Here is a 25,605-nt window from a genome sequence, read left to right as displayed (position 1 = left end):
CATTGCAACCTGTTGTGCCTATGATCGGTCGCCTGGTGGTGGTCGACCTGGGGTTGATCGGCGGCTCCTTCGCCAAAGGCCTACGCGAAAGCGGGCTATGCGGCGAAGTGGTCGGTGTGGACCTGGACCCGCGATCGCGCAAGCTGGCCGTTGAGTTGGGGGTGGTGGATCGGTGTGAGGCCGACCTGGCGTTCGCATGCCAGGGCGCCGACGTGATCCAGCTCGCCGTGCCGATCCTGGCCATGGAAAAACTGTTGGCGTTGCTGGCCGGCATGGAGTTGGGCGGCGCGATTCTCACGGATGTCGGCAGTGCCAAGGGCAATGTGGTGCGCGCCGCGCAACTGGCCTTTGGCGGCATGCCTGCGCGCTTTGTGCCGGGCCATCCGATTGCAGGCTCCGAGCAGAGCGGGGTGGAGGCGTCCAATGCGCAGTTGTTCCGTCGGCATAAAGTGATCCTCACGCCGTTGGCGCAAACCGATCCGGCCGCGTTGGCGGTGGTAGATCGTCTCTGGCGTGAGCTGGGAGCGGATGTCGAGCATATGCAGGTCGAGCGTCATGACGAGGTCTTGGCTGCGACCAGCCATCTGCCGCATTTGCTGGCGTTCGGCCTGGTGGATTCTTTGGCCAAGCGCAACGAGAACCTGGATATTTTCCGTTACGCCGCCGGTGGCTTTCGCGACTTTACGCGGATTGCCGGCAGTGATCCGGTGATGTGGCACGACATCTTCCTCGCCAATCGCGAAGCGGTGTTGCGCACTCTGGACACTTTTCGCAGTGACCTCGACGCTTTGCGCGACGCGGTCGATGCGGGGGACGGCCATCAATTATTGGGCGTGTTTACGCGTGCACGAGTGGCGCGAGAGCACTTCAGCAAGATCCTGGCGCGCCGGGCCTATATGGAAACAGCTGTGAATGCCGATGAGCTGACCTTCATCGCCAACCCGGGCGGTCGCTTGAGCGGGCGTATCCGCGTGCCGGGCGACAAGTCGATCTCCCATCGGTCGATCATGCTGGGTTCGTTGGCTGAAGGCGTGACCGAAGTCGAAGGTTTCCTTGAAGGTGAAGATGCCTTGGCCACCTTGCAGGCGTTTCGCGACATGGGGGTGGTCATCGAGGGCCCGCACCATGGGCGCGTGACCATTCATGGCGTGGGTTTGCATGGTTTGAAGGCTGCACCGGGGCCGATTTATCTGGGGAACTCCGGTACGTCCATGCGCTTGTTGGCCGGGTTGCTGGCGGCGCAAAGTTTCGACAGCGTGTTGACGGGCGACGCGTCGCTGTCCAAGCGCCCGATGAATCGCGTGGCCAAGCCCTTGCGGGAAATGGGGGCGTTGATCGAGACAGGCCCGCAAGGATGTCCGCCGCTGACCATCCGTGGTGGGCAATCGTTGAAAGGCATGAATTATGCGCTGCCGATGGCCAGTGCTCAGGTCAAGTCCTGTCTGTTGCTTGCCGGGTTGTACGCCAAAGGCGTCACCGCGGTGACGGAGCCTGCGCCGACCCGCGACCATACTGAGCGCATGTTGCGCGGGTTTGGTTATCCGGTGGCAGTGCCGGGCGCTACCGTATCGCTGGAATCGGGCCATTTACTGACAGCGACCCACATTGAAGTGCCGGGGGATATTTCTTCAGCGGCGTTCTTCCTGGTGGCCGCTTCGATTGCCGAAGGCTCCGAGTTGTTGCTGGAGCACGTGGGAATCAATCCGACCCGAACCGGTGTGATCGATATCCTGCGGTTGATGGGTGCCGATATCACCCTGGAAAACCCACGCGAAGTGGGTGGCGAGCCGGTTGCTGACCTGCGTGTACGTGCGGCTGCGCTGAAGGGTATCGAGATTCCTCAAGCGCTGGTGCCGTTGGCTATCGATGAGTTTCCAGTGCTGTTTGTGGCGGCGGCCTGCGCTGAGGGCCGGACCGTTTTGCGTGGCGCTGAAGAGTTGCGTGTGAAGGAGTCCGACCGAATCCAGGTGATGGCCGACGGTCTGCTGGCGCTGGGGGTGAAGTGTGAACCGACCCCTGATGGGATTATCATTGACGGCGGCCCGATAGGCGGCGGTGATGTACATGCCCACGGCGATCACCGCATTGCCATGGCGTTCAGCGTCGCTTCCCTGCGGGCAACGGCGCCGATTCGTATCCATGACTGCGCCAATGTTGCTACGTCTTTTCCGAACTTTCTTACACTGTGTGCCCATGTCGGCATGCGTGTTGCCCAAGAGGCTCAATTGTGAATATCAAAGCTCCGGTGATTACCATCGACGGGCCAAGCGGCTCGGGCAAAGGCACGATCGCCGGCATCCTGGCCAAGGGCCTGGGCTGGTGCCTGCTGGATTCCGGCGCGCTCTATCGCCTGCTGGCATTTGCCGCACGTAATCATGGCGTCGACCTGACCAACGAAGAGTCCCTGAAGCTACTGGCGGCGCACCTTGATGTGCAGTTCGTCGGGGCGACGGAAGGCCATCCCCAGCGCATCATCCTCGAAGGTGATGATGTGACCGATGATCTGCGCAACGAGCAGGTCGGCTCCTGGGCGTCCCAGGTTGCCGCGCTGCCGGCGGTGCGTGATGCGCTGCTGCAGCGTCAGCGGGCTTTTCAGGAACCACCGGGCCTGGTGGCCGACGGTCGCGACATGGGCACGGTGGTATTTCCCGAGGCGCCGCTGAAGATTTTCCTGACAGCCAGCGCCGAGGAACGGGCTCGCCGCCGCTACTTGCAGTTGAAGGGCAAAGTCGATGGTGTTAGTCTGTCGAGTCTGCTAGATGAGATCCGTGCACGCGATGAGCGTGATACCCAGCGCGCAGTAGCCCCGCTAAAGCCGGCGGCTGATGCCATCCAGCTGGATTCCACGGAGCTGTCCATCGAGCAGGTGCTGGAACGCATCTTGAGCGAAATCGCCATTCGCGATATCGCCGGGTGATCAAGAAGGCCGCAGGGGACCAGTCATAGTCCTGCGGTGGCTTCTTTAACTGAAACTGACCCACACCGTCTGGGGTGTGGAGATGGGCGTATTCTTCGCCCTTATCAACAGGAATTAAAATGAGCGAAAGCTTTGCGGAACTCTTTGAAGAAAGCCTAAAAACCCTGAACCTTCAGGCAGGCTCCATCATCACCGGTGTTATCGTTGATATCGATTACCAAGCTCGCTGGGTAACCGTTCACGCTGGTCTGAAGTCTGAAGCTCTGATCCCGCTGGAACAGTTCTACAACGATGCTGGCGATCTGACAATCAATGTCGGTGACGAAGTTCACGTTGCTCTGGACTCGGTTGAAGACGGTTTCGGTGAAACCAAGCTGTCCCGTGAAAAAGCCAAGCGCGCTGAATGCTGGATTGTTCTCGAAGCAGCCTTCGCAGCTGAAGAAGTGGTCAAGGGCGTTATCAACGGTAAGGTTAAAGGCGGCTTCACTGTCGACGTTAACGGCATCCGTGCGTTCCTGCCAGGTTCTTTGGTCGATGTTCGTCCAGTGCGCGACACCACGCACCTGGAAGGCAAGGAACTCGAATTCAAGGTCATCAAACTCGACCAGAAGCGCAACAACGTTGTCGTTTCCCGTCGCAGCGTCCTGGAAGCAGAAAACTCCGCCGAGCGTGAAGCTCTGCTGGAATCCCTGCAGGAAGGCCAACAAGTCAAAGGTATCGTCAAGAACCTCACCGATTACGGCGCATTCGTCGATCTGGGTGGCGTCGATGGCCTGCTGCACATTACCGACATGGCTTGGAAGCGTATCAAGCATCCTTCCGAAATCGTCAACGTTGGCGACGAGATCGATGTCAAGGTTCTGAAATACGATCGCGAACGCAACCGTGTTTCCCTGGGCCTGAAGCAACTGGGTGAAGATCCATGGGTTGCTATCAAAGCCCGTTATCCAGAAAGCACTCGCGTTACCGCGCGTGTAACCAACCTGACCGACTACGGCTGCTTCGCTGAGCTGGAAGAAGGCGTGGAAGGCCTGGTACACGTTTCCGAAATGGACTGGACCAACAAGAACATCCACCCTTCGAAAGTCGTACAAGTCGGCGACGAAGTGGAAGTTATGGTTCTGGACATCGACGAAGAGCGTCGTCGTATCTCCCTGGGCATCAAGCAGTGCAAATCTAACCCATGGGAAGATTTCTCTGGCCAGTTCAACAAGGGCGATAAAATCTCCGGCACCATCAAGTCGATCACCGATTTCGGTATCTTCATTGGTCTGGACGGCGGCATCGACGGCCTGGTTCACCTGTCCGACATCTCCTGGAACGAAGTTGGCGAAGAAGCTGTTCGTCGTTTCAAGAAGGGCGACGAGCTGGACACCGTTATCCTGTCGGTTGACCCAGAGCGCGAGCGCATCTCCCTGGGCATCAAGCAACTGGAAAGCGATCCGTTCTCCGAGTACGTTCAAGAGAACGACAAGGGCGCCATCGTTAAAGGCACTGTGAAAGAAGTTGACGCTAAAGGCGCCATCATCGTTCTGGCCGACGATATCGAAGCGACTCTGAAAGCCTCCGAAATCAGCCGTGATCGCGTTGAAGACGCGCGCAACGTTCTGAAAGAAGGTCAGGAAGTAGAAGCCAAGATCATCAGCGTTGACCGCAAGAGCCGTGTAATCCAGCTCTCCATCAAGTCCAAAGACGAAGTGGAAGAGAAAGAAGCAATCCAGAGCCTGAAATCGGCTCCGGAAGCTGCACAAGGCGAGACCACTATGGCCTCCCTGCTGCGCGAAGCTATGGCTAAGCAGAACTAAGTTCTGTAAGGCTGTAAAAAGGGCGACTTCGGTCGCCCTTTTTTTGTGCCTGCAATTTGTTGAATCAACAAGCGAGAACCAAGGCATTTAGCTCGGGGTCAGAACTGACTATAGTCTTGGTAAAAGCGTTACCCGTTTTGTTGTTGTTTTAATAAGGATTTCAATGAACAAGCTTATCGTAATATTCGCAGTGATAATGCTTGCAGGCTGCTCAGTCACCAGCGCCAAAACTCACGCCAGGCGCGGCGTCAGCGGCATAGAGGTCGACTGCTCCGGTCTTGGCAACGGCTGGGATAAGTGCGAGAGGCGCGCCGCTCGTGAATGCAAGATGCAGGGCTATAAGGTCATCACTCGATCCAGCGACGCCAAGGATGAGGAGGGCGACTACCTGTTCGGCTGGAACCCCGCCGGCGCGGTTACTCGCAAGATGCTCGTCATATGCAATTGAGAGGTTTTGTGTTCTATTCAGGTGTTTATTTAACCAGCAGATAAGTTTATGCATGGGCTGTTCAAATTCATCAAGTCATGCTAAAACCTTCGAAGCGCTTTTCCTAGCTGCTTGAAAAAGAAGGGAAAAATATGACGAAGTCGGAGTTGATCGAACGAATTGTCACCCATCAAGGGCTGCTCTCATCCAAGGATGTGGAGTTGGCTATTAAGACCATGCTTGAGCAAATGTCCCAGTGCCTGGCTACCGGGGATCGGATTGAGATCCGTGGATTTGGGAGTTTTTCGCTGCACTATCGTGCGCCACGGGTAGGGCGCAATCCTAAGACTGGGCAGTCGGTAAGTCTGGATGGGAAATTTGTGCCTCATTTCAAGCCGGGGAAGGAACTGCGGGATCGGGTGAATGAAGATGAGGAAGAAGGCGTCTGAGTGGCGTTAGGGTGGGAGTAAGTCATGCGTGGGATTAAACGTGTTTTTCTGATGTTGGTAGTGCTAGCTGTTGCACTAATGGTTGCAGCTTTTGTGTTGGAGAACCAACAAGGCGTCTCTCTTTCGTTCCTGGGGTGGGCCACCATGCAACTGCCAGTGGCCGTTTATGTCGTCGCTGCGCTAATCGTCGGGTTGTTGATAGGTCCCTTTTTTTGCGTATTGGCAGCCAGTGTCCGCCGTAATAAGCGAGCGTCGGCTGCGCGCGGATAAAGTTCCTCCTCGCGACCGCTTCTCCCTATGGGTTGTGTAGGGGCTATTTTCCTTCCGGGTAATCGTCAAGTGAGGCCCGCATTATTTGGAGGGGCTCTACTGAAAGCGCGCCCTTCCTCTTGCTCAGTCGAGTTAATCGATACCTTGAGCTTAGGATTTTCTTCATAAAAATCAGTCAGTTGCGGATAGATTGCCTAGGGTTGGCGTTATAAAAGCGCCACGTCAAGGTTCAAAGCGCACCGGTTATCGGGTAAAATGCAGCCCATCAACGATAGCTGGCGTCTTGCGTTTTCAGTGCTAGTAGTTAGGCGGGATTCGGCCGGCGATCTGCTACTGTGAATACCCTCATATCTGTGTGAAAACTCCTCCAGTTTTGTGTTCGAACAAATGCCGAGGCAGCAATTAATCGGCTCGCGATCAATTCTATTTGCGGGTCTTGTCTTTAAGCAATATTTGGCTTAAGCCCAGTAAGCAAAAGAATTTTACGGTGAGCGCGATGCAGATTCCATTTAATAAACCACCCTATACGGGTAACGAAGATCAATATGTAATACGTGCCATGCGCAGTGCCAAGATGTCTGGTGACGGTGAGTTTACCATTGGTTGTCAGCGTTGGTTTGAGAAAACATTCTCTTGTGAAAAAGCGTTATTGACACCTTCGTGCACTCAAGCGCTCGAAATGGCTGCTATCTTGATAGATATACAGCCGGGTGACGAAGTCATCATGCCAAGCTATACCTTTGTAAGTACTGCTAACGCATTTGTACTTCGAGGCGCGAAGATTGTTTTTGTAGATATTCGGCCAGACACAATGAATATTGATGAAACGCTTATCGAAGCGGCGATCACTACAAAAACTAAGGCGATTGTGCCCGTTCATTATGCCGGTGTTGCCTGTGACATGGATGTGATCATGGATATTGCGCAGCGACATGACTTGTTTGTCGTGGAAGATGCTGCTCAGGGCATGATGTCGACTTATAAAGGGCGTTGGCTAGGGACCATCGGGCATTTGGCTGCTTATAGTTTTCATGAAACAAAAAACTACACCAGTGGCGGTGAAGGTGGTTTGTTGTTAATCAATGATAAGCGCTTTATTGGTCGCGCCGAAATCATTAGGGAAAAGGGTACTAATCGCAGCCAGTTCTTTAGAGGTATGATTGATAAATATACATGGGTTGATATTGGTAGTAGTTATTTGCCGGGGGAATTGCAGGCCGCTTATTTATTTGGGCAATTAGAATACGCGACGCTCATTAATGATTCTAGACTCAGTATTTGGCAGCACTACCGTACGGCCTTCGCAGAGTTGGCGGCGACGGGACTGATTGAAGTTCCGACCATTCCAAATGGCTGTGTGGCCAATGCGCATATGTTTTATATCAAAGTAAAAGATATCGCTGCACGCGGGGCAGTTCTCAGCCATTTGAAGGATGCCAGCGTGGGGGCGGTTTTTCATTATGTTCCACTTCACAGCGCGCCTGCAGGTGTTTTGCTCGGTCGATTCAACGGTGAAGACCGTTTTACTACCAGGGAAAGCGAGCGTCTTATTCGTTTGCCTGTCTGGCATGGTATGACAGAGGCTGAGATCCAGCATGTTATCAATTCCGTGATAGGTGCAGTTAATGCCCTCGGCCGGTAAGTTGGATGGCTCAAACCGAGGTATGCTGATCGGCGCTTTTTTTACAAGCGCTGCTCAAGCGTCAAAGATATTGGTTGGCTTCTGTTTACTAAAATTAATCGCTGTGTACATGGGGGCGGATGGCCTCGGCAAGCTGGGTCATTTCATGAGCTTGGTATCTATCGCTGTGTTGCTGGCAGGGGGCGGTATAAGCCACGGCGTAATCAAGTACGTCGCGGAGTTTAAAGAAAGTCATTTTAAAATGTACAAATTGTTCTCGACGTCAATATTCTACGCCTTGGGTTTTTGCCTTGTGGCGTTTGTTTTTCTGCTTGTTTTTTCAGAAAAAATTTCGACGCTAATATTCGGGCGGCGTGAAGACTTCTGGATTGTTATAGTGCTGGCCTTTGCTCAATTTGTATTTGCGTTCAATATTTTGTTCTCCGGTTTTTTTAACGGTCTAGGGAAACTGAAGGTAAACGCCAGCGTTCAGGTTATTTCCAATATTCTTGTGCTCCCCATAATCTGGTGGTTAATTTCTGCATGGGGTGTGTCTGGTGCAGCGATGGCAATGGTGTCATTGTTTACCATGCCCGCGCTCATTTCTTTGTTTTTTCTGAGGAGGATGTCGATTTTCAGAATGGTCAAGTGGCAGAAGTTTGATATAACACTTGGCAGGAATTTTTCCCGATTCGGATTGATGCTGCTTGTCAGCGCCTTAATGTTTCCAGTGGTCGAAATAATCATCAGGGAATCGCTAATAACGCAGGTGGGCTATGCCCAGGCGGGAATTTGGCAAGGGAGTATCAAGCTCTCGAGCGCGTATATTGGTTTTTTCAGCGTTTTTTTAGCATCATATTACATGCCGCTGGTGTCATCGACTCAAGATAAAGCAGCGGTTAAAGCCCAGGTAGTGAAATTTCTTCTATTGGTAATGGCGGCTTTCTTAGCTGGCGGTAGTGTTCTTTATTTTGGGCGTAGTTTTTTTATCCCAGCATTATTATCTTCCGAATTTCATGAATTGGAAGGCTATATAATTTATCAGTTGATTGGCGATTTTTTTAAAGTCTCTGCTTATGTTGTTGGTTTCGTCGCGGTGGCGAAGGCGGCAACGAAACTATATATCTTGGCTGAAGTGCTGCAGGCGCTACTTTTTATCGGCTTGACATTTACTGTAGGGCGCGAAGTGGGTGGGGTGCACGGTGTCATGTATGCTTACATGCTAGCATATATCATATACTTTATGATTTCGATGGCCGGTTTTATTTATTGGGCACGTAACTGATGGGCATGCAGTTTTTTCTCCCGCTGTATCTCGTATTCGGATTTCTGGTCATCGTCGCCGCGTGGGACATACTGGGTGAACAGAAACTGCCGCAAGCGGTTGTTTCTGCTCTGATGGGGGTGCCGCTTTTCCTATTGGCAACCTTCAGGGTGGCCGGTGTGGGCAATGACGATCTTGCTTACCTGACAATGCTGCATGAAATTCCTTCAATTTTGGAATGCAGCAATATTTATTGTGATTACAGCTATACAACATTTAATATCGAATTCGGTTTCTTTATGCTTCTCTCAACGCTCGCGGCGTTAGCGAGAAACTCTTATATTTTATTTGGGGTCAGTTCACTGGCGGCGATAAGTTTCAATGTCAGGAGTATTCGGTATTTCTCTCCTTACTTTGCCTTGGGTATGCTGATTTACTTTACGCATTTTTATCTTGCGAAGGACTTGAACGCGATACGTCTGGGGATAGCCTCTGGCATAGTATTTTTAGCCGCGACGTATCTTCATAAAAAACAATATATGCTGTTGGCGTTTTATCTTGCGCTGGCGATGACTGTACACGTGTCGTCGGCTTTTTTTATAGTTCCTGTCGTGTTGTATATGCTCAGGCCAACACGCGTGATGTATCTGTTGCTCACGGTAGTTCTTGTTTTGATGACATCCTTTGTTGACTCGAAATGGTTGTTGCGGCAAATGGCGTTCATCAGTTTTATCAGTGAAAAAATTGACTCATATCTAACCACTGAAAAGTACGGCTACGCATTGCCACTTTTTGATATGGTCAATATTAAGAATTTACTTCTGATTATAGCTGGGTGGGTGTGGTGGAAAAAGCTGGAGGTAAGCTATCCCACTTTCAATCTCGTTTTTTGCGTTTTTTATTGCGCGACGTTCTTGCGAATTGTCTTGGGCGACTTTGCAATTCTTGCAGGTCGCGGGTACGCGAGTATATCAATGTTTGAATATATACTGTTGCCTATGATTGCAGTGCATCTTTTTGGCAAGAGAAATGGCTTCTTGATTGTCGCTGTCTACGCCCTCGGTGCACTTTATTTGAATCTGAGCAGCAATTTAAGGTGGACGGGCGGTTCTGAAATTTTTTTTGATTTTTTATAATTTTTCTCGGTGAGTGTATGAAGAATATTTTGCTTGTATTGGGTGGCTTGGCCATTGGTGGCGTTGAGACCTATGTTGTCAGGTTGTCTAAATACCTCAGTCAGTCCGGGTGTAATGTAACAGTTACATTACTTTCGAATAAGTATGACGCAGGCCTGTTCAATGAGTTGTCTAATTACGCTACAGTCAATATCGTAGAACATCTGCCATTTTTTCCTGCGTCCAGTTGGATAAATGCGCTGTTGCCCGTGCCAAAGGATCCGGTTATATACGATGTCGTTCATGTGGTGGACGTGTTAACGTTGGCTTATGTTTTTTTGAATAAGGCGCGGTTGAAGTTCACTTTCCTTAGTATTGGTATCTATCACTCTATGGAAGTCAGTTGGTGGCGGGGTCGAAATATATATTTCAGAAAGAAAATGCTCGAATTGTATGATAAAAACGTCCACTTGACGCTGTTTCCTAATGAGAGAACCGCGGAGATGGCAGCGGCGCTTTCTAATGTCGATGTGGCGACGCTGGATGTATTGCCGCTGGGGGTATCCTTTGAAAGCTATAGTACTCGTCAGCCACTTCAGTCGTCTCTGCGCATCGTTTCCATAGGCCGTTTAGTCGATTTTAAAGTTTATAATAAGCATGTCATCGCACAGCTGTCAGAGCTTCGTAAACGTGCAAATTTTGAGTATTTTATCTACGGCGCCGGTCCAGAGCACGCTGCGCTTATCTCGCTGGCTGAGAGATGCGGTGTCAGTGATTATGTGCACTTTATGGGCGAAGTGGAGTATGCCGAGCTCCCCAGCATTTTCGACGGCGCGTTTTGTTTCGTGGGCTCTGGTACGACGATCATTGAAGCATCTGCAGCCGGTATTCCTTCGGTGGTGGGCATTGAATCCATAGAGTTACCGCTGACGTGTGGTCTATTTTCGGATGTCTCAGGGTATTCCTACAACGAAGTGTCAGCGACTACAGTGAGAGTAGGGATTCGGGAAACAATCGAGATGTTACATAGTATGAGTCCTGAGGGATACAGCGAAGTTTCTGATAAACATCGGCAAAAAGCCAAATCGTTTGATATCGTTGAAACATCAAAGCGGTTTGTTGAGCTGTCTAATCGGACCCCTGTATTTGATATTTCAATTAATCGCTGGGTTGCCATGTTGTCATTTGTCAAGTCAGTTATTCTTCAGGGGCCTAAAGCGCTTAAGTCCCGATTTGATAGTGTGGGATGATATGTCTTTGAATATAGCGATTGTCACTCAGTATTTTTATCCTGAGAGCTTCATTATCAATGATGTTGCCGAGGAGTTGGCGTGCTTCGGGCACACTGTTGAAGTCTTTACAGGACAACCTAATTATCCCGAAGGCGATACCTACAAAGGTTATGACTCCACTGCTTGTAGTGAGCAGATCTACAAGGACAGAGTAAAAGTTCATAGGGTTCCGTTGAGGCCCAGAAAGTCAGGTGGCGCTAAAAACTTGCTTCTCAACTACCTTTCCTTTGTGGCAAATGGCGTCAGGTACTTCCCGAAACAAAACGCTGGTAAGCAATTTGACGCAATCATCGTTTTTGCGGTTTCGCCGATTACAGCAGCTATTCCTGCCATCGTGTTAAAACGTTCCTGCAAGGCTCACTTGATGGTTTGGGTGCAGGATTTGTGGCCGGAAACGCTCAAGGCAACAGGGTTTATCAAAAATCCAATGCTGTTGAAGGCAATAGGTGTCTTGGTGCGTTTTATCTACGCACGGGCGGACACGGTCCTGGTTCAATCTGAAGCGTTCATTTCCTCTGCGTCCAAGTACGTGGCGAAAGACAAGCTCGTCTACTACCCCAACTCTTACCGCGTTGCAGCCACGCAAGCGAATGCTGTTGATGGCGTGCCGCTTGAGGTCCGCCAGTTATTGCTGTCGAATTTTTGCGTGGTCTTTGCCGGGAACCTTGGGTTTGCACAGTCCTTGGAGACTATTGTCGATGCCGCCAAGGCTCTGGTGCACCTGGATTGCAAGATTGTCGTGGTGGGCAGTGGTAGCCGTTTGGATTGGATGCAGGAACAAAAACGCCAGCACCATCTGCACAATCTGGAACTCGTAGGCCGTTTGCCCTCCTCAGCTATGCCCGAATTGTTCGCAAAAAGTGGGGCGTTACTGGTGACACTCAAGCGAGAAGAGATATTCGCATTGACCATACCCAGTAAGATCCAAGCCTATATGGCAGCAGGCAAGCCTATTCTGGCTGCTCTGGATGGCGAAGGGGCGAGGATTTTGGCCCAGGCGGGGGCTGGCTTATGTTCGCAAGCAGAGGATGCCGCAGCGCTGGCCAAGAACATTGAGGCGCTCTACGAGGCTACGCCGGAAAAAGAGCTGCCTACGGAGCGGCGGCATTCAGGTTTTTCTGTGACAATTACGAAATGAAGACGCAATGCCATCGATTGGTACAAATTATTGAAAACCGTATTGCCAACTCTTAGAGATCAATCATGAAAATATTAGTGCTGGGCGTGACGGGAATGCTTGGAAGTACCGTGTTCAAGTACATTTCCAATCACACTTCACATAGCGTTTTCGGTACTATGCGTGGCAAAGGCGGGGCCAATTACTTCGAAGAGAAGCACGCGTGCGGCTTTTATTCGGATGTTGATGTTTTGGATTACGAGTCTTTGGTAGCGGTGTTTGAAAAAAACCGTCCTGACGTGGTGATCAACTGTGTCGGCCTGATCAAGCAATTAGCCCAAGCCAAAGATCCCCTGTCGACGCTGCCGCTCAATTCAATGCTGCCGCATCGCCTGTCCAAGTTATGCCAATTGATTAACGCACGGCTGATTCATATCAGTACCGACTGCGTATTTACTGGAACGAAGGGCATGTACCTCGAATCCGATACGTCGGATGCAGTGGACCTTTACGGTAAATCCAAATTCATTGGTGAGGTGAATGATCAGCCTCATGCGATAACGTTGCGCACTTCGATTATTGGCCATGAGTTAGCAAGTAGTGCATCTCTGGTCGACTGGTTTCTGTCCCAGGAAGGTTCGGTAAAGGGCTTCACGAAAGCTATTTTTTCCGGTGTGCCTACCGTAGAGCTGGCTCGTATCATCGCTGAGTTTGTACTGCCAAAACCAGAGTTATCCGGTCTTTATCACGTCTCTGCCAAACCAATTGATAAATTTACGCTGCTGACCGAAATCGCTAAGGTCTACCAGAAAAATATCGATATTATTCCCGATAACCAATTAGCGATCGATCGTTCCCTTGACTCGACGCGCTTTCGGGAGGCCGTGGGTTATAATCCGCCGTCATGGCCGGAGCTGATTCAGTTTATGCGCGCACAGCGATAAATTAGGAGGTTTTATGTTTGATAACAAAATTTTGATGATTACCGGTGGCACTGGTTCTTTCGGTAATACCGTTTTAAAGCGCTTTCTCGACACCCAAGTAAAAGAAATTCGGGTATTCAGTCGCGACGAGAAAAAACAGGAAGATATGCGCATTGCGTTGGGCAATGACAAAGTCAAGTTCTATATTGGTGATGTGCGTGACTACGCGAGCATTTCCCAAGCCATGGTGGGCGTCAATTATATCTTTCACGCGGCGGCACTCAAGCAGGTTCCGTCCTGTGAGTTTTACCCAATGGAGGCTGTCAAAACCAACGTTCTGGGTACAGAGAACGTGCTCAACGCGGCCATTGCGAACAATGTAGAACGTGTCGTGGTGTTGAGCACTGACAAAGCGGTGTACCCGATCAACGCCATGGGTATTTCCAAGGCTATGGCGGAAAAGCTGGTGGTTGCCAAGTCCAGAATGATCCCACAAGGCGGCCCGGTTATTTGCTCCACGCGTTACGGCAATGTCATGGCCTCGCGGGGTTCGGTCATCCCGTTGTTCGTCAATCAGCTGAAACAAGGCGGCGAATTGACGGTTACCGATCCCAATATGACCCGCTTCTTGATGTCGCTGGAAGACTCCGTGGACTTGGTGTTGCATGCTTTCGAGTTTGCCGAGCAAGGCGATATTTTCGTGCAAAAGGCTCCGGCCTCTACGGTAGAGGATTTGGCGCAAGCGCTGAAAGAACTGTTCAAGCGTTTAAATGCGATTAAAGTTATTGGCACTCGACACGGTGAGAAACTTTATGAGTCGCTGATTTCGCGGGAGGAAATGGCCAAGGCCGAGGACATGGGGCGCTACTATCGGATTCCGGCGGATAATCGCGACTTGAATTATGAGAAGTACTTTGTCGAAGGCGAAACGCATATTTCCGAGTTGGATGATTACACCTCCCATAATACAGAACGTTTGGACGTCGAAGGTGTTAAAACGCTGTTGTTGAAGTTGGAGTTTATTCAGGAGCAGCTCAATGCTTAAGGTCATGACGCTAGTCGGTACTCGCCCGGAACTTATTAAGATGAGTCGGGTGATCGCAGAACTCGATAAACAGACTCAGCATATTTTGGTTCACTCGGGCCAGAATTATGACTATGAGCTTAATCAAGTGTTTTTTGACGAGCTGGACATTCGCAAGCCCGACCACTTTTTAGGCGCCGTTGGCGAAACTGCGGCTCAGACAATTGCAGAGGTGATCGCCAAATCAGACGCGCTTTTTGAGTTGGAAAAACCCGACGCCCTGTTGCTCTACGGGGATACGAATACGTGTCTGGCGGTTATATCCGCCAAACGTCGAAAAATCCCGGTATTCCACATGGAGGCGGGGAATCGCTGTTTCGACCAGCGTGTACCCGAGGAACTCAACCGCAAAGTGCTGGACCATTTGAGTGATATCAATATGGTACTCACCGAGCATGCACGTCGTTATTTACTGGATGAAGGTGTGCGTCCCGAGACCATTATCAAGACCGGGTCGCATATGGCGGAAGTCTTGCAGCATTACATGCCCAAAATTGAAGCATCGGATGTTCTGGTTCGAGAAGGGCTGGTCGCGGGGCAATATTTTATTGTCAGCGCGCACCGTGAGGAAAACGTTGATACCCCAGACAATTTGAAGGATTTGCTCGGTTCACTGAAGGCACTGGCAGACGAATACCACTATCAGGTCATCGTCTCTACTCACCCTCGCACCCGCAAGCGCCTTGAGGCACTGGGCGAGTCTCTGGATCATCCGCTGATTCGCTTCGTAAAGCCGTTTGGCCTGCTCGACTACATCAAATTGCAGATGGAGGCGTTTTGCGTGGTGTCCGACAGCGGTACTATCACCGAAGAAGCCTCGTTGCTGAACTTGCCGGCAGTCACCATCCGCAATGCTCATGAGCGACCAGAGGGCATGGATGCAGGCACGCTGATAATGTGTGGGTTGAGAGCCGAGCGCGTTCTTGATTCGGTGCGTATCGTCACCACGCAACATGTTCGTGGCGAGCGGGCGCTTGCGGTGGTCGATGATTATCTTGGCGGTGCTGTATCCAAGAAAGTCGTGCGTATTGTGCACAGTTATACTGATTATATTAATCGCACTGTTTGGTCTAAGTCGTAGGCAAGGAGCTTTACGTGCACATTTTCGTCACTGGAGCTTCGGGATTTGTCGGCAGCCGGTTGGTTCAAGTGTTAGCCGCTCGTGCTGACACTCGTGTCACTGTTGCCGCAAGGGGCCGTCATCTTACCTGCGCAACGGCCGAGCGGGTGGTTCGATTCGAGGACCTTGCAACGGCGAGTTTCTCGGCGGAACTGTCTGGGGTGGACGCAGTGGTCCATTGCGCCGCTCGTGTTCACGTCATGAACGACTTGGAAGCTAACCCCCTTCACGCATTCCGCGTGGTCAATGTCGAAGGCACGCTTAACGTGGCGCGTCAGGCTGCGGAGGCTGGGGTACGTCGCTTTGTGTTTCTCAGCTCGATCAAGGTCAACGGCGAAGGCACCGAGCCCGGTGTGCCGTTTACTGCTGATCAGCCAGGCAACCCGGTAGACCCTTACGGGGTTTCAAAGATGGAAGCCGAGCAGCGCCTTCGGGAGTTGGCCCTAACGACGGGTATGGAGGTGGTGATCATTCGCCCCGTACTGGTTTATGGGCCAGGTGTGAAAGCTAATTTTCTGAGCATGATGCGTTGGCTGCATAAGGGGTTACCTTTGCCTTTTGGCGCCATTCATAACGCTCGCAGCCTTGTAGCGTTGGATAACCTGGTTGATCTGACCGTTCTGTGTCTGAGTCATCCGGCGGCTGCCAACCAGACCTTTATGGTCAGCGATGGCGAAGATTTGTCCACCACCGCCCTGTTACGCAAGATGGCATCAGCGTTGGAAGAGCCGGCGCGTCTGCTTCCCGTCCCTGCCGTTTTACTGAATGCCGCTGCCCGCATGCTAGGCAAGCGCAGCTTGTCTCAACGGTTGTGTGGTTCATTGCAGGTTGATATCGCCAAAACGCGTGCTGTTCTGGGGTGGACGCCGCCATTGTCAGTGGAACAGGCGTTGAAGCTCACTGCCTCGGATTACATGGAAAATGAAAAGAAATGAGTGAAGGGTGGATTGTTCTTGTTGTTGCATTAACCTCATTTTTGATGACTGCTGTACTTAGGCGTTATGCGCTTTCGCGAAGCATTATGGATATCCCGAATGCGCGCAGTTCGCATTCGATTCCCACGCCACGCGGTGGTGGTGTTGCAATCGTGCTGGCGTTTCTGGCGGTGACTCCTGTTTTGGGGTGGCTGGATTTGGTTTCGGCCCATACGTTGATCGCAATGGGAGGAGCCGGCGCGCTGGTAGCCGTACTGGGTTTTATGGATGATCATGGCCATATCGCTGCCCGCTGGCGCCTGACTGGCCATTTCGCATCAGCGATCTGGGCGTTGTTCTGGATGGACGGACTTGGCCCGCTGACGGTGTTCGGCTGGGAACTGCATCTGGGGCTGATCGGGAATATTCTGGCCGCTGTGTTTCTGGTCTGGATGCTCAACCTCTATAATTTTATGGATGGTATAGATGGGATTGCCAGTGTTGAAGCCATCTGCGCGTGCCTTGGTGGCTGTTTGCTCTTTGCGTTGAGTGGTCATCAGGACATGATTTGGTTACCGCTGCTCTTAGCTGCTGCGGTGAGCGCGTTCCTGGTTTGGAATTTCCCACCTGCCAAAATTTTCATGGGGGATGCCGGAAGCGGATTTCTGGGCATTATCTTGGGTTGTTTTGCGATTCAGGCCGGTTGGGTTCAATCATCGTTTTTCTGGGCCTGGTTGATTTTGTTGGGTGTGTTTGTGGTTGATGCAACGTTCACTCTGGTGCGCCGCCTGCTACGGGGCGATAAGGTCTACGAAGCGCATCGCAGTCATGCCTATCAGTTTGCTTCACGCAAGTTCGGTAGACACCTGCCAGTGACGTTGGCGGTGGCGGCCATTAATATCGTTTGGTTGTTGCCCATTGCACTCGGTGTTGTTCTATATGGATGGGATGGAACGTGGGCTCTGGTTGTCGCTTATCTACCGCTGATCTTCCTGGCGATCAAGTTTCATGCTGGAGAACTTGAGCGATCAGACGTTATTGACTGAGCCGCACGTGCAGCCGGGCAGAACGCCTCGAAGGGCTCATGGATGGCTTTACCAAGGCAAAGCATTAGGATGTTAAGAGGTGTTTGAAAACGCTATGGATAAGTTAAGGGCCTACTTGGTCGCTTTGCCTAGACGAAAAAAACGACTGATTCAGGTCGGCACGGATGTGTTTGTCGTTTGGGCTGCCTTATGGCTTGCTTTCGTTGTACGCCTGGGCATCGATGAATTGGCCAACCCGGTTCGTCTTCACCTCTGGTTGTTCATTGCCGCTCCAGTGATTTCAATTCCGCTGTTCATTCGCTTTGGTATGTACCGTGCTGTGATGCGCTACTTCGGCAACGACGCATTGATCGCGATTATCAAGGCGGTCAGCTTGTCTTCGCTCATTCTTGGCGTGGTGGTTTACTGGTACAGCAACCATCAAAATGTGGTTCCGCGCTCCATTATTTTCAACTACTGGTGGCTCAGTCTGATCATGGTAGGCGGCGTGCGACTTGGCATGCGCCAATACTTCTTGGGTGATTGGTTTTCCGCTGCGCAACATGTGCCGTTTACTAATCGTGAGGATGGGCTGCCGCGCGTCGCCATCTACGGCGCAGGCGCTGCCGGCAATCAATTGGTAGCCGCCTTGCGAATGGGGCGTGTTATGCGGCCGGTGGCTTTTATTGATGATGATTCTAGTATTTCCGAGCGCGTTATTTCCGGGCTGCAAGTGTATAAGCCCAAGCACATTCAACGCATGATCGATGCCACGGGGGCGCAGGAAATACTGCTGGCTATTCCATCCTCCAACCGCGGTCGCCGCCGTGAAATCCTCGGGTTTCTTGAAGGTTTCCCTCTGCATGTGCGCAGTGTTCCCGGCTTCATGGACTTGGCCAGTGGCAGGGTGAAGGTCGACGATATCCAGGAAGTCGATATTGCAGACCTTTTGGGTCGGGACACGGTGCCAGCCCAGCACGAATTGCTCGAACGCTGTATCAAAGGGCAGAACGTGATGGTAACGGGTGCGGGTGGGTCAATTGGTTCAGAACTGTGCCGGCAGATTCTTCCACTGCGCCCTAAATCGCTGCTGCTGTTCGAACACAGTGAGTTCAATTTATACAGCATCCTTTGCGAACTCGAAGAGCGTATTAACCGCGAGTCGCTACCGGTCAAAATTTTACCCATCCTGGGTTCGGTGCGTAACCAATCCAAGTTGCTCGATGTCATGAAAGCCTGGCACATCAGCACTGTTTATCACGCTGCCGCGTACAAACATGTGCCGATGGTGGAGCACAACATCGCCGAAGGCGTGTTGAATAATGTCATGGGCACACTGAATACGGCGCAAGCCGCATTGCAGACGGGCGTCGCCAATTTCGTGCTGATCTCTACCGATAAGGCGGTCCGCCCGACCAATGTGATGGGCAGTACGAAGCGCCTCGCCGAACTGACGCTGCAAGCCCTTAGTCGAGAGGTAGCCCCCGTATTGTTTGGCGACAATTCAAACGTCTCGCGCGTTAACAAGACCCGATTCACCATGGTGCGTTTCGGCAATGTCCTTGGCTCCTCTGGCTCGGTGATTCCGCTGTTCCACAGGCAAATCAAGTCGGGTGGCCCGGTGACCGTCACTCACCCGAAAATCACCCGCTACTTCATGACTATTCCGGAAGCTGCGCAGTTGGTAATTCAGGCCGGTTCCATGGGCTTGGGCGGCGACGTATTCGTGCTAGACATGGGCGAGCCGGTGAAGATTGTCGAGCTCGCTGAGAAGATGATTCATTTGTCGGGCCTCAGTGTGCGCTCTGATAAAAACCCTCATGGCGATATCGCCATCGAGTTTTCAGGACTGCGCCCCGGTGAAAAGCTTTACGAAGAATTACTTATCGGCGACAACGTAGTTGCAACTCAGCACCCGATGATCATGAGCGCCAATGAAGATCATCTGGCTTGGGATCTTCTCAAAGGTAAGTTGAACGAACTGTTGGGGGCCTTGGATCAGGACGATTACTCCCGTGTTCGACAGCTGCTGCGCGACACGGTAAGTGGCTATTCGCCGGATGGTGAAATCGTCGATCTTATTTTTCAACAGCGCCGTTTGGAGCCTTAAGCTCACACTCTGTAACGCCTGGGTTTTTGACTCCTTCCAGACATCGCCTAAGTTTGAAAAGCAGCTTCGGAAAGCTGCTTCTCTTCTACCGATGTCATGGAGCGTCACCAATGCAAAATACCTACATCTCTTCCCTGATCTTTGCCGTCGTCACCGCGTTTTCGGTTGCGACCACCGCAGCCCCTTCCATCAAACCCGAAGCCCCAGCCCCTGTCTCGGCGCAGATGAGCCAGGCCGAGCAATCCGCCAAAGTCAATCTCAACGCCGCTGATGCCGAAACCCTGCGTCGCGACCTGTTCGGTATTGGTGCCGCCAAAGCCAAGGCAATCATCGCTTACCGCGAAAGTAACGGCCCGTTTACGGCGGTGGACGAGTTACTGGAAGTAAAAGGCATCGGTAAAGCGTTGCTGGAAAAGAACCGCGAAAGGCTTGTTGTCAATTAAGTAAAGGGGGCCGGTCGTTGGCCGGCCTTTTTGCCATTTCGAAACCTGTGCCTTAGGTCTTCCCCGCAGCCTGTTCATGACGCGGTTCGCCAATTCTGCGTTTTCCACTTCTCGCCAACCCCAATGCGACCATCAGGGTCGACATTGTCGCCAAGCGCTTTTGCTCACATCCATTCCCTGATGCCGTTTTACATAGCCGTTAGAAAAAAACATAGCGCAGCCTCGGTTACAGACTCGCAGGTTAACCACTCTGTATTTTCCCTCGTGCGCCGGCCTTGGCATGAAAAGTGATTACATCTACCCGAAAGATTGTTCAACAATCCCGAGGTAGCCATGACGCTCAGTTTGTCTTTAGCCGACCAGATAGCTCTGGAGTTGCGCGCCGATATCATCGGTGGGCGGCTGTTGCCGGGTATGGCGTTGGTGGAGGTGGAATTGGTCAAGGCCTATAACGCGTCGCGCAATACCATCCGGGAAGCCTTGCATCGCCTGGGGCAGGAAGGGCTGACCCGCTATGTGCGCAATAAGGGGGTGGTGGTCCGACGATTGGAGCGCGCAGAGGTGCGGGATTTATTCGTCGTCCGTCGCACCCTTGAATTGCAGGCCATAGCCCTGAGCGGTGCGCTCACCCTGCAGCAATCGGAGTGCATGCAAAACGCGATTGACGCCACCATCCTGGCTCGCGAACGTGAAGATTGGCGAGCCGTGGCGACTCACAGTTTGCTGTTCCATCAGCAGATTGTCGGGTTGATGCGCAGCCCGTTGTTCGATGAGTTTTTCGCCCAAGTCATCGCGCAACTGCGCCTGGTGTTTTGCGCGGCGCCTGATGAGCAGCGTTTTCAATCGCCCTGGCTGGAGCGTGACCGTGAGATTTATCAATTATTGGTCCAGCAAGACAAGCCGGCGGCAGGGGAGGCGATGAGCTTGTACCTGGATGATTCGGAACGCCTGTCATTGGCCCTGTTTTCCTATCCCTGATCGAGGACTTGCACCATGTACAAAGACTATCCGGCCGCTTATCAGGTCAGTAAGGGTTCAGCGCTGCAGGTCGACACTGCGTTTTATGAGCGTATTCGTGATCGGGCGGATAAACGTACGTTGATCGAGCAGTTCGAGGTACCGATTCGAACGGGCAAAGCGTGGAAGGTGCCGGCAGGGCATGTGTTTCGTGTGACCACGCCGGTGGGGCCGCAGGTGGGGGATTTTAACGTGTGGAATGCCCATGATCCGCGCGAGCGTCTGTGGGCGGCGCGTACTCGCCAGTTGCAGGGGGCGCATGTCAGCACCCATGATCGGCTGTGGTCGAACCTGCCATTTTTGCGGCCTCTGGTAACCATCACCGATGACAGCCTGGCCAGTTACGGCATCGATGAACACGGCGGGCGCCTGCACGATTTGCTGGGCACGCGTTGCGATCCCTATGTGAACCGCATGTTGACCGGTGAGGACTTCCATCACCATTGCCATTCGAACCTGACCCGTGCGGTATTACCCCACGGTCTGACAGAGTTTGACGTGCATGACGTGCTGAATATCTTCCAATGTACGGGCCTGAATCACGACGACATGTATTTCATGAAGGCGTGCCCGGCGCAGAAGGGCGATTACCTGGAGTTTTTTGCCGAGATAGATGTGTTGTGCGCGCTGTCGACGTGCCCGGGTGGGGATTTGTCGCTGCCCATGTGGGGGCCGGATGCACAGGACCCGCTGACGGTCTGCCGTCCGCTTGGGGTTGAGATCTATAAGCTGGAGGATGAACTATTGAGCGGCTGGAGCCAGCCGGAGCGTGCTGCCTATAAGGGGCAGCACGGGTTGCATATCGCCAAGGCGGACTGGGAGTAAGCAGCCCTAGCGATCCTGCGCATCCTTGGCATCCGCCTGGGCGTTGCGCTCGGCTACGCGTTTGCGTTGTTCGTCGGTGAGTTCCACCTTGTTGGCGCTGTCACGCAGCATCATCAGCCCACCGACGATCGACCCGATCGCAACCACCATAATCAACCACGCATACCACGGCATAAGGCTCTCCTTGAGGCAGCTTGCCGTGGGAGAATTTTCCCACGGCAATAGCTGCTTTGAGTAACGGGCTTTCTGAGTAGTTCAGTGTAGGCCCGTTCTGCCTCGAAACCTTAGAGCCCGGTCAACATTGCGTCCACCGGTGCATCGGCACGGTCCTGCGCGGTCAGTTGGAAATAGATAAAACCCACCGCCATAAAGCCCAGGAAGATCAGGCCGATCAGCGTGTTGAACCAGGCCATCGCCACCAGGCACACCACCGCCAGTACCAGCGCAATGCCGGGCACGATTGGATAACCCGGTGCGCGGAAGGTGCGTTCCAGCAGCGGTTCGGTCTTACGCAGTTTGAACAGGCTGAGCATGCTCATGATGTACATCACGATGGCGCCGAAGACGGCCATGGTGATCATCGCCGCGGTCAGGGTCATGCCGCCCAGGTTGATCAGGCCGTCGCTGTAGATGGCGGCAATACCGACGACACCACCGGCGATGATGGCGCGGTGCGGTGTCTGAAAACGCGACAGCTTGGCGAGGAAAGACGGCAGGTAACCGGCGCGAGCCAGGGCAAAGAACTGGCGAGAGTAGCCGAGGATAATCCCGTGGAAGCTTGCCACCAGACCGAACAGGCCGATCCACACCAGCATGTGCAGCCAGCCGGAGCTGTCGCCCACCACGGTTTTCATCGCCTGTGGCAGCGGGTCGTTGATGTTCGACAGGGTGCGCCAGTCACCCACGCCGCCGGCGAAGAACATCACGCCCATGGCCAGGATCACCAGGGTCAGGATGCCGCTGATGTAGGCCTTTGGAATGGTGCGCTTGGGATCTTTCGCTTCTTCAGCGGCCATGGCTGCGCCTTCGATGGCGAGGAAGAACCAGATGGCGAACGGAATGGCCGCAAACATGCCGGCAATCGCCGGTGCGCCAAAGGTGTCGGAACCGGCCCAGCCATTGAGGGCGAAGTTGCTGAAGCTGAAGGCCGGGGCGACCACGCCCATGAACACCAGCAACTCGGCGACGGCGAGCACGCACACCACCAGTTCGAATGTGGCGGCGAGTTTCACACCGAGGATATTCAGGCCCATAAACACGATATAAGCGCCGACGGCCGCGTGTTTGGGGTCCAGTGCCGGAAACTGCACATTCAGATACGCGCCGATGGCCAAGGCGATGGCCGGTGGCGCAAAGACAAATTCGATCAGTGTGGCGAGGCCGGCGATCAAGCCGCCTTTCTCACCGAAGGCGCGGCGGCTGTAGGCAAATGGCCCGCCGGCATGGGGAATCGCGGTAGTCAGCTCGGTGAAACTGAAGATAAAGCAGGTGTACATCGCGGCGACCATCAACGAGGTCACCAGAAAGCCCAAGGTCCCGGCCACGCCCCAGCCGTAGCTCCAGCCGAAATACTCCCCGGAAATCACCAGCCCGACGGCAATGCCCCATAAGTGCAGGGTGCCCAAGGTGGGTTTGAGTTGTGTGTTCATTGTGCTGCGCTCCCGGAACGGTTTGGAATGATTCAAGGTGTTGCAGCGGCCATGCCAGCCTGAGAATCATTGTCGTAAAGCGACGCAACTGTCGCCTGGGGGACGGTTTGGCGTTTGAAATTTCTCGGCGTTGCACCAGAGGGGTGCGGCGGTGACTGTGCCGGCGCTATCGGGAGCAAGCTCCCTCCCACATGTTGACCGGATACATCCTTGGAATACGGTTCAATGTGGGAAGGGGCTTGCTCCCGATAACGCCCGCCCAAACGCCGAATACCCCGGCGTAAACCCCGCATAAACCCACTCTTTACGCCATCTTTACGCCCCGCCTACCCCCATGCTCTCGTTCCTTTACGCCACTCCTGCGGACAATTGCCCCACACGCGGCACTCGCCGCTAAACGGAGAGACTTCCATGAGCGTTCTGGACGGGGTGTCACTGCTATTGGCCGTGGCGCTGTTCATTTATCTGCTGGTTGCGCTGTTACGCGCGGATCGGAACTAGGAGCGGGCTATGCACAGTTATGACTATTGGCTGATCATCGCCTTCTTTGCCGTGGTGCTGGTGCCGGCGCCGTTCCTGGGGCGGTTCTATTACAAGGTGATGGAAGGCCAGCGCACGTGGCTCAGCCCGCTGCTGGGGCCTGTCGAGCGGGCCTGTTATCGCCTGGCCGGCGTGGACGCGCAGCAGGAACAAAGCTGGCGCAAATACATGTTGGCGTTGCTCGCGTTCAACCTTGCGGGCTTTTTGCTGCTGTTCGCGATTTTGCTGTTCCAGGGATCTCTCCCACTGAACCCGCAGAAATTGCCGGGCCAGGAATGGACGCTGGCCTTCAACACCGCAGTCAGTTTCATGACCAACACTAACTGGCAGAACTACAGCGGCGAAGCGTCCCTGAGTTACCTCAGCCAGATGGCCGACCTGACCGTGCAGAACTTCGTCAGTGCAGCCACTGGTCTGGCAGTCCTGGTCGCGTTATGCCGTGGGATTGGTCGCAAATCTTCTCAGACTCTCGGTAACTTCTGGGTCGATATGACCCGCGCCACCCTCTACGGGCTGTTGCCGTTGTGCCTGGTGCTGGCACTGTTCCTGGTGTGGCAGGGCGTACCGCAGACCTTCGCCCATTACGTCGATGCCGTGACGATGCAAGGCGTGGATCAGGTGATCCCGCTGGGCCCGGCGGCCAGTCAGATCGCGATCAAGCAACTGGGTACCAACGGTGGTGGCTTCTTCGGCGTCAACTCGGCGCACCCGTTTGAAGACCCTACCGCCTGGGCCAATCTGTTTGAAGTGGCGTCGATCATCCTGATCCCGGTGGCATTGGTGTTCACCTTCGGCCACTACGTCAAAGACTTGCGCCAGAGCCGCGCCATTCTGGGCTGCATGCTCGCGCTGTTCCTGATCGGCGGCGCGACGTCACTGTGGGCTGAGTACCAGCCCAACCCGAGCCTGAACAACCCGGCCGTGGAGCAAACCGCGCCGCTGGAAGGCAAGGAAGCGCGCTTCGGCACCACCGGCACGGTGCTCTGGTCGGTGACCACCACGGCGGCGTCCAACGGTTCGGTCAACGGCATGCAAGACAGCCTGAGCCCGCTCAGCGGAATGGTGGCGCTGGTCAATATGATGGTCGGCGAAGTGATCTTCGGCGGCGTCGGCGCCGGTATGTACGGCATGTTGCTCAACGTGTTGATCGCCGTGTTCCTCGCCGGCCTGATGATCGGGCGTACGCCGGAATACCTCGGCAAGAAGCTCCAGGCCAAGGAAGTGCAACTGCTCGTCGTGACCTTGTTGGTGATGCCGGTTGGCGTGCTCGTGCTCGGTGCCATTGCTGCCAGCCTGCCAGGCCCAGCCGGTGCCATCAGCAACCCTGGCCCCCATGGCTTCAGCCAACTGCTCTACGCCTACACCTCAGCCAGTGCCAACAACGGCTCGGCGTTTGCTGGCTTCAGCGCCAACACGCCGTTCCATAACCTGATGCTCGGCCTGGGCATGTTGATCGGTCGCTTTGGCTACATCCTCCCGGTACTGGCCCTGGCCGGCAGCCTGGCGATGAAAAAGAGCGCACCGATTGGCCAGAACAGCTTCCCCACCCACGGACCGCTGTTCGTGACCCTGTTGACCGTGACCATTTTGCTGGTGGGCGGCCTGACTTTCCTGCCGACGCTGGCGTTGGGCCCTATTGCTGAACACCTGAGCATGGGCTTCTAAGAGGGGATATGAA

At 53.5% G+C, this 25,605-nt stretch carries 24 protein-coding genes; 22 read left to right on the top strand and 2 right to left on the bottom strand.

Going from position 1 to position 25,605, the window contains the following annotated elements:
* Nucleotides 1-20 precede the first annotated feature (20 nt).
* From AB4O23_RS24455 to AB4O23_RS24360, 20 genes are all read left to right on the top strand, one after another.
* A complete protein-coding gene (locus AB4O23_RS24455) occupies nt 21-2,231 on the top strand; it encodes a bifunctional prephenate dehydrogenase/3-phosphoshikimate 1-carboxyvinyltransferase (protein ID WP_460150289.1) in 2,211 nt (736 codons plus the stop codon).
* Entirely contained in the window at nt 2,228-2,917 is a 690-nt protein-coding gene (gene cmk, locus AB4O23_RS24450) for a (d)CMP kinase (protein WP_135196693.1), read from the top strand. Before AB4O23_RS24455 ends, cmk begins: the two co-directional genes overlap by 4 nt.
* Before the next feature lie 119 nt (nt 2,918-3,036).
* Nucleotides 3,037-4,722 carry a 30S ribosomal protein S1 gene (gene rpsA / locus AB4O23_RS24445; RefSeq protein ID WP_016975322.1) on the top strand — a complete coding sequence of 562 codons (1,686 nt, stop codon included), beginning with the start codon at nt 3,037-3,039 and terminating at the stop codon, nt 4,720-4,722.
* A gap of 163 nt (nt 4,723-4,885) precedes the next feature.
* Nucleotides 4,886-5,170, top strand: a complete 285-nt coding sequence (locus AB4O23_RS24440; RefSeq protein ID WP_223496969.1) for a hypothetical protein — start codon at nt 4,886-4,888, stop codon at nt 5,168-5,170.
* Between the two features lie 131 nt (nt 5,171-5,301).
* Nucleotides 5,302-5,598 carry an integration host factor subunit beta gene (gene ihfB, locus AB4O23_RS24435; RefSeq protein ID WP_003218804.1) on the top strand — a complete coding sequence of 99 codons (297 nt, stop codon included), beginning with the start codon at nt 5,302-5,304 and terminating at the stop codon, nt 5,596-5,598.
* A 24-nt stretch (nt 5,599-5,622) separates the two neighbouring features.
* Nucleotides 5,623-5,868 carry a lipopolysaccharide assembly protein LapA domain-containing protein gene (locus AB4O23_RS24430; RefSeq protein WP_017526596.1) on the top strand — a complete coding sequence of 82 codons (246 nt, stop codon included), beginning with the start codon at nt 5,623-5,625 and terminating at the stop codon, nt 5,866-5,868.
* Between the two features lie 496 nt (nt 5,869-6,364).
* Nucleotides 6,365-7,510, top strand: a complete 1,146-nt coding sequence (gene rffA, locus AB4O23_RS24425) for a dTDP-4-amino-4,6-dideoxygalactose transaminase (RefSeq protein ID WP_135196712.1) — start codon at nt 6,365-6,367, stop codon at nt 7,508-7,510.
* Nucleotides 7,494-8,774 carry an O-antigen translocase gene (locus tag AB4O23_RS24420; protein WP_135196692.1) on the top strand — a complete coding sequence of 427 codons (1,281 nt, stop codon included), beginning with the start codon at nt 7,494-7,496 and terminating at the stop codon, nt 8,772-8,774. The genes rffA and AB4O23_RS24420 overlap by 17 nt, the downstream gene beginning before the upstream one ends.
* Entirely contained in the window at nt 8,774-9,889 is a 1,116-nt protein-coding gene (locus AB4O23_RS24415; protein WP_017526593.1) for an EpsG family protein, read from the top strand. Before AB4O23_RS24420 ends, AB4O23_RS24415 begins: the two co-directional genes overlap by 1 nt.
* A gap of 17 nt (nt 9,890-9,906) precedes the next feature.
* Entirely contained in the window at nt 9,907-11,118 is a 1,212-nt protein-coding gene (locus AB4O23_RS24410; RefSeq protein WP_460060980.1) for a glycosyltransferase family 4 protein, read from the top strand.
* A 1-nt stretch (nt 11,119) separates the two neighbouring features.
* Nucleotides 11,120-12,298: a glycosyltransferase family 4 protein gene (locus AB4O23_RS24405; protein WP_460150287.1), complete on the top strand. Its 1,179-nt coding sequence runs from the start codon at nt 11,120-11,122 to the stop codon at nt 12,296-12,298.
* Nucleotides 12,299-12,363: 65 nt separating this feature from the next.
* Nucleotides 12,364-13,221: a dTDP-4-dehydrorhamnose reductase family protein gene (locus AB4O23_RS24400; protein WP_460060974.1), complete on the top strand. Its 858-nt coding sequence runs from the start codon at nt 12,364-12,366 to the stop codon at nt 13,219-13,221.
* A gap of 13 nt (nt 13,222-13,234) precedes the next feature.
* Entirely contained in the window at nt 13,235-14,245 is a 1,011-nt protein-coding gene (locus AB4O23_RS24395; RefSeq protein WP_017526589.1) for a polysaccharide biosynthesis protein, read from the top strand.
* A complete protein-coding gene (wecB, locus tag AB4O23_RS24390) occupies nt 14,238-15,365 on the top strand; it encodes a non-hydrolyzing UDP-N-acetylglucosamine 2-epimerase (protein WP_017526588.1) in 1,128 nt (375 codons plus the stop codon). The genes AB4O23_RS24395 and wecB overlap by 8 nt, the downstream gene beginning before the upstream one ends.
* Before the next feature lie 14 nt (nt 15,366-15,379).
* The gene (locus tag AB4O23_RS24385; protein WP_460060970.1) at nt 15,380-16,339 is read left to right on the top strand and encodes a UDP-glucose 4-epimerase family protein; all 960 of its coding nucleotides are present in this window, start codon (nt 15,380-15,382) and stop codon (nt 16,337-16,339) included.
* Nucleotides 16,336-17,364: an MraY family glycosyltransferase gene (locus tag AB4O23_RS24380; protein ID WP_116079478.1), complete on the top strand. Its 1,029-nt coding sequence runs from the start codon at nt 16,336-16,338 to the stop codon at nt 17,362-17,364. Before AB4O23_RS24385 ends, AB4O23_RS24380 begins: the two co-directional genes overlap by 4 nt.
* Nucleotides 17,365-17,458: 94 nt before the next feature.
* Nucleotides 17,459-19,453 carry a polysaccharide biosynthesis protein gene (locus tag AB4O23_RS24375; protein ID WP_017526585.1) on the top strand — a complete coding sequence of 665 codons (1,995 nt, stop codon included), beginning with the start codon at nt 17,459-17,461 and terminating at the stop codon, nt 19,451-19,453.
* Nucleotides 19,454-19,563: 110 nt separating this feature from the next.
* Nucleotides 19,564-19,896, top strand: coding sequence for a ComEA family DNA-binding protein (locus AB4O23_RS24370; protein ID WP_017526584.1), 333 nt, complete (start codon nt 19,564-19,566; stop codon nt 19,894-19,896).
* A gap of 333 nt (nt 19,897-20,229) precedes the next feature.
* Nucleotides 20,230-20,874, top strand: a complete 645-nt coding sequence (locus tag AB4O23_RS24365; protein ID WP_135196688.1) for a GntR family transcriptional regulator — start codon at nt 20,230-20,232, stop codon at nt 20,872-20,874.
* Nucleotides 20,875-20,889: 15 nt separating this feature from the next.
* Nucleotides 20,890-21,738, top strand: a complete 849-nt coding sequence (locus AB4O23_RS24360) for an urea carboxylase-associated family protein (protein ID WP_017526582.1) — start codon at nt 20,890-20,892, stop codon at nt 21,736-21,738.
* A 6-nt stretch (nt 21,739-21,744) separates the two neighbouring features.
* Here AB4O23_RS24360 and AB4O23_RS24355 read toward each other — a convergent pair whose 3' ends face one another.
* Both AB4O23_RS24355 and eat read right to left on the bottom strand, forming a co-directional pair.
* Complete coding sequence (locus tag AB4O23_RS24355; protein WP_003172675.1) at nt 21,745-21,912, bottom strand: DUF2897 family protein; 168 nt, start codon at nt 21,910-21,912, stop codon at nt 21,745-21,747.
* Nucleotides 21,913-22,022: 110 nt separating this feature from the next.
* Nucleotides 22,023-23,387 (bottom strand): ethanolamine permease, encoded by a 1,365-nt coding sequence (gene eat, locus AB4O23_RS24350; protein ID WP_017526581.1) that lies wholly within the window; start codon nt 23,385-23,387, stop codon nt 22,023-22,025.
* Nucleotides 23,388-23,798: 411 nt separating this feature from the next.
* Here eat and kdpF point away from each other — a divergent pair, with 411 nt between their 5' ends.
* Together kdpF and kdpA are read left to right on the top strand one after the other, a co-directional pair.
* Nucleotides 23,799-23,888, top strand: coding sequence for a K(+)-transporting ATPase subunit F (kdpF, locus tag AB4O23_RS24345; protein WP_003218754.1), 90 nt, complete (start codon nt 23,799-23,801; stop codon nt 23,886-23,888).
* 9 nt (nt 23,889-23,897) lie between these two features.
* A complete protein-coding gene (gene kdpA / locus AB4O23_RS24340) occupies nt 23,898-25,592 on the top strand; it encodes a potassium-transporting ATPase subunit KdpA (RefSeq protein ID WP_460060962.1) in 1,695 nt (564 codons plus the stop codon).
* The last annotated feature ends 13 nt before the right edge of the window (nt 25,593-25,605 follow it).

The sequence above is a fragment of the Pseudomonas sp. H2_A10 genome, from assembly GCF_054680085.1.
Note: the sequence above shows the minus strand (reverse complement) of the source record. Positions and strands in the feature narration are given on the sequence as shown.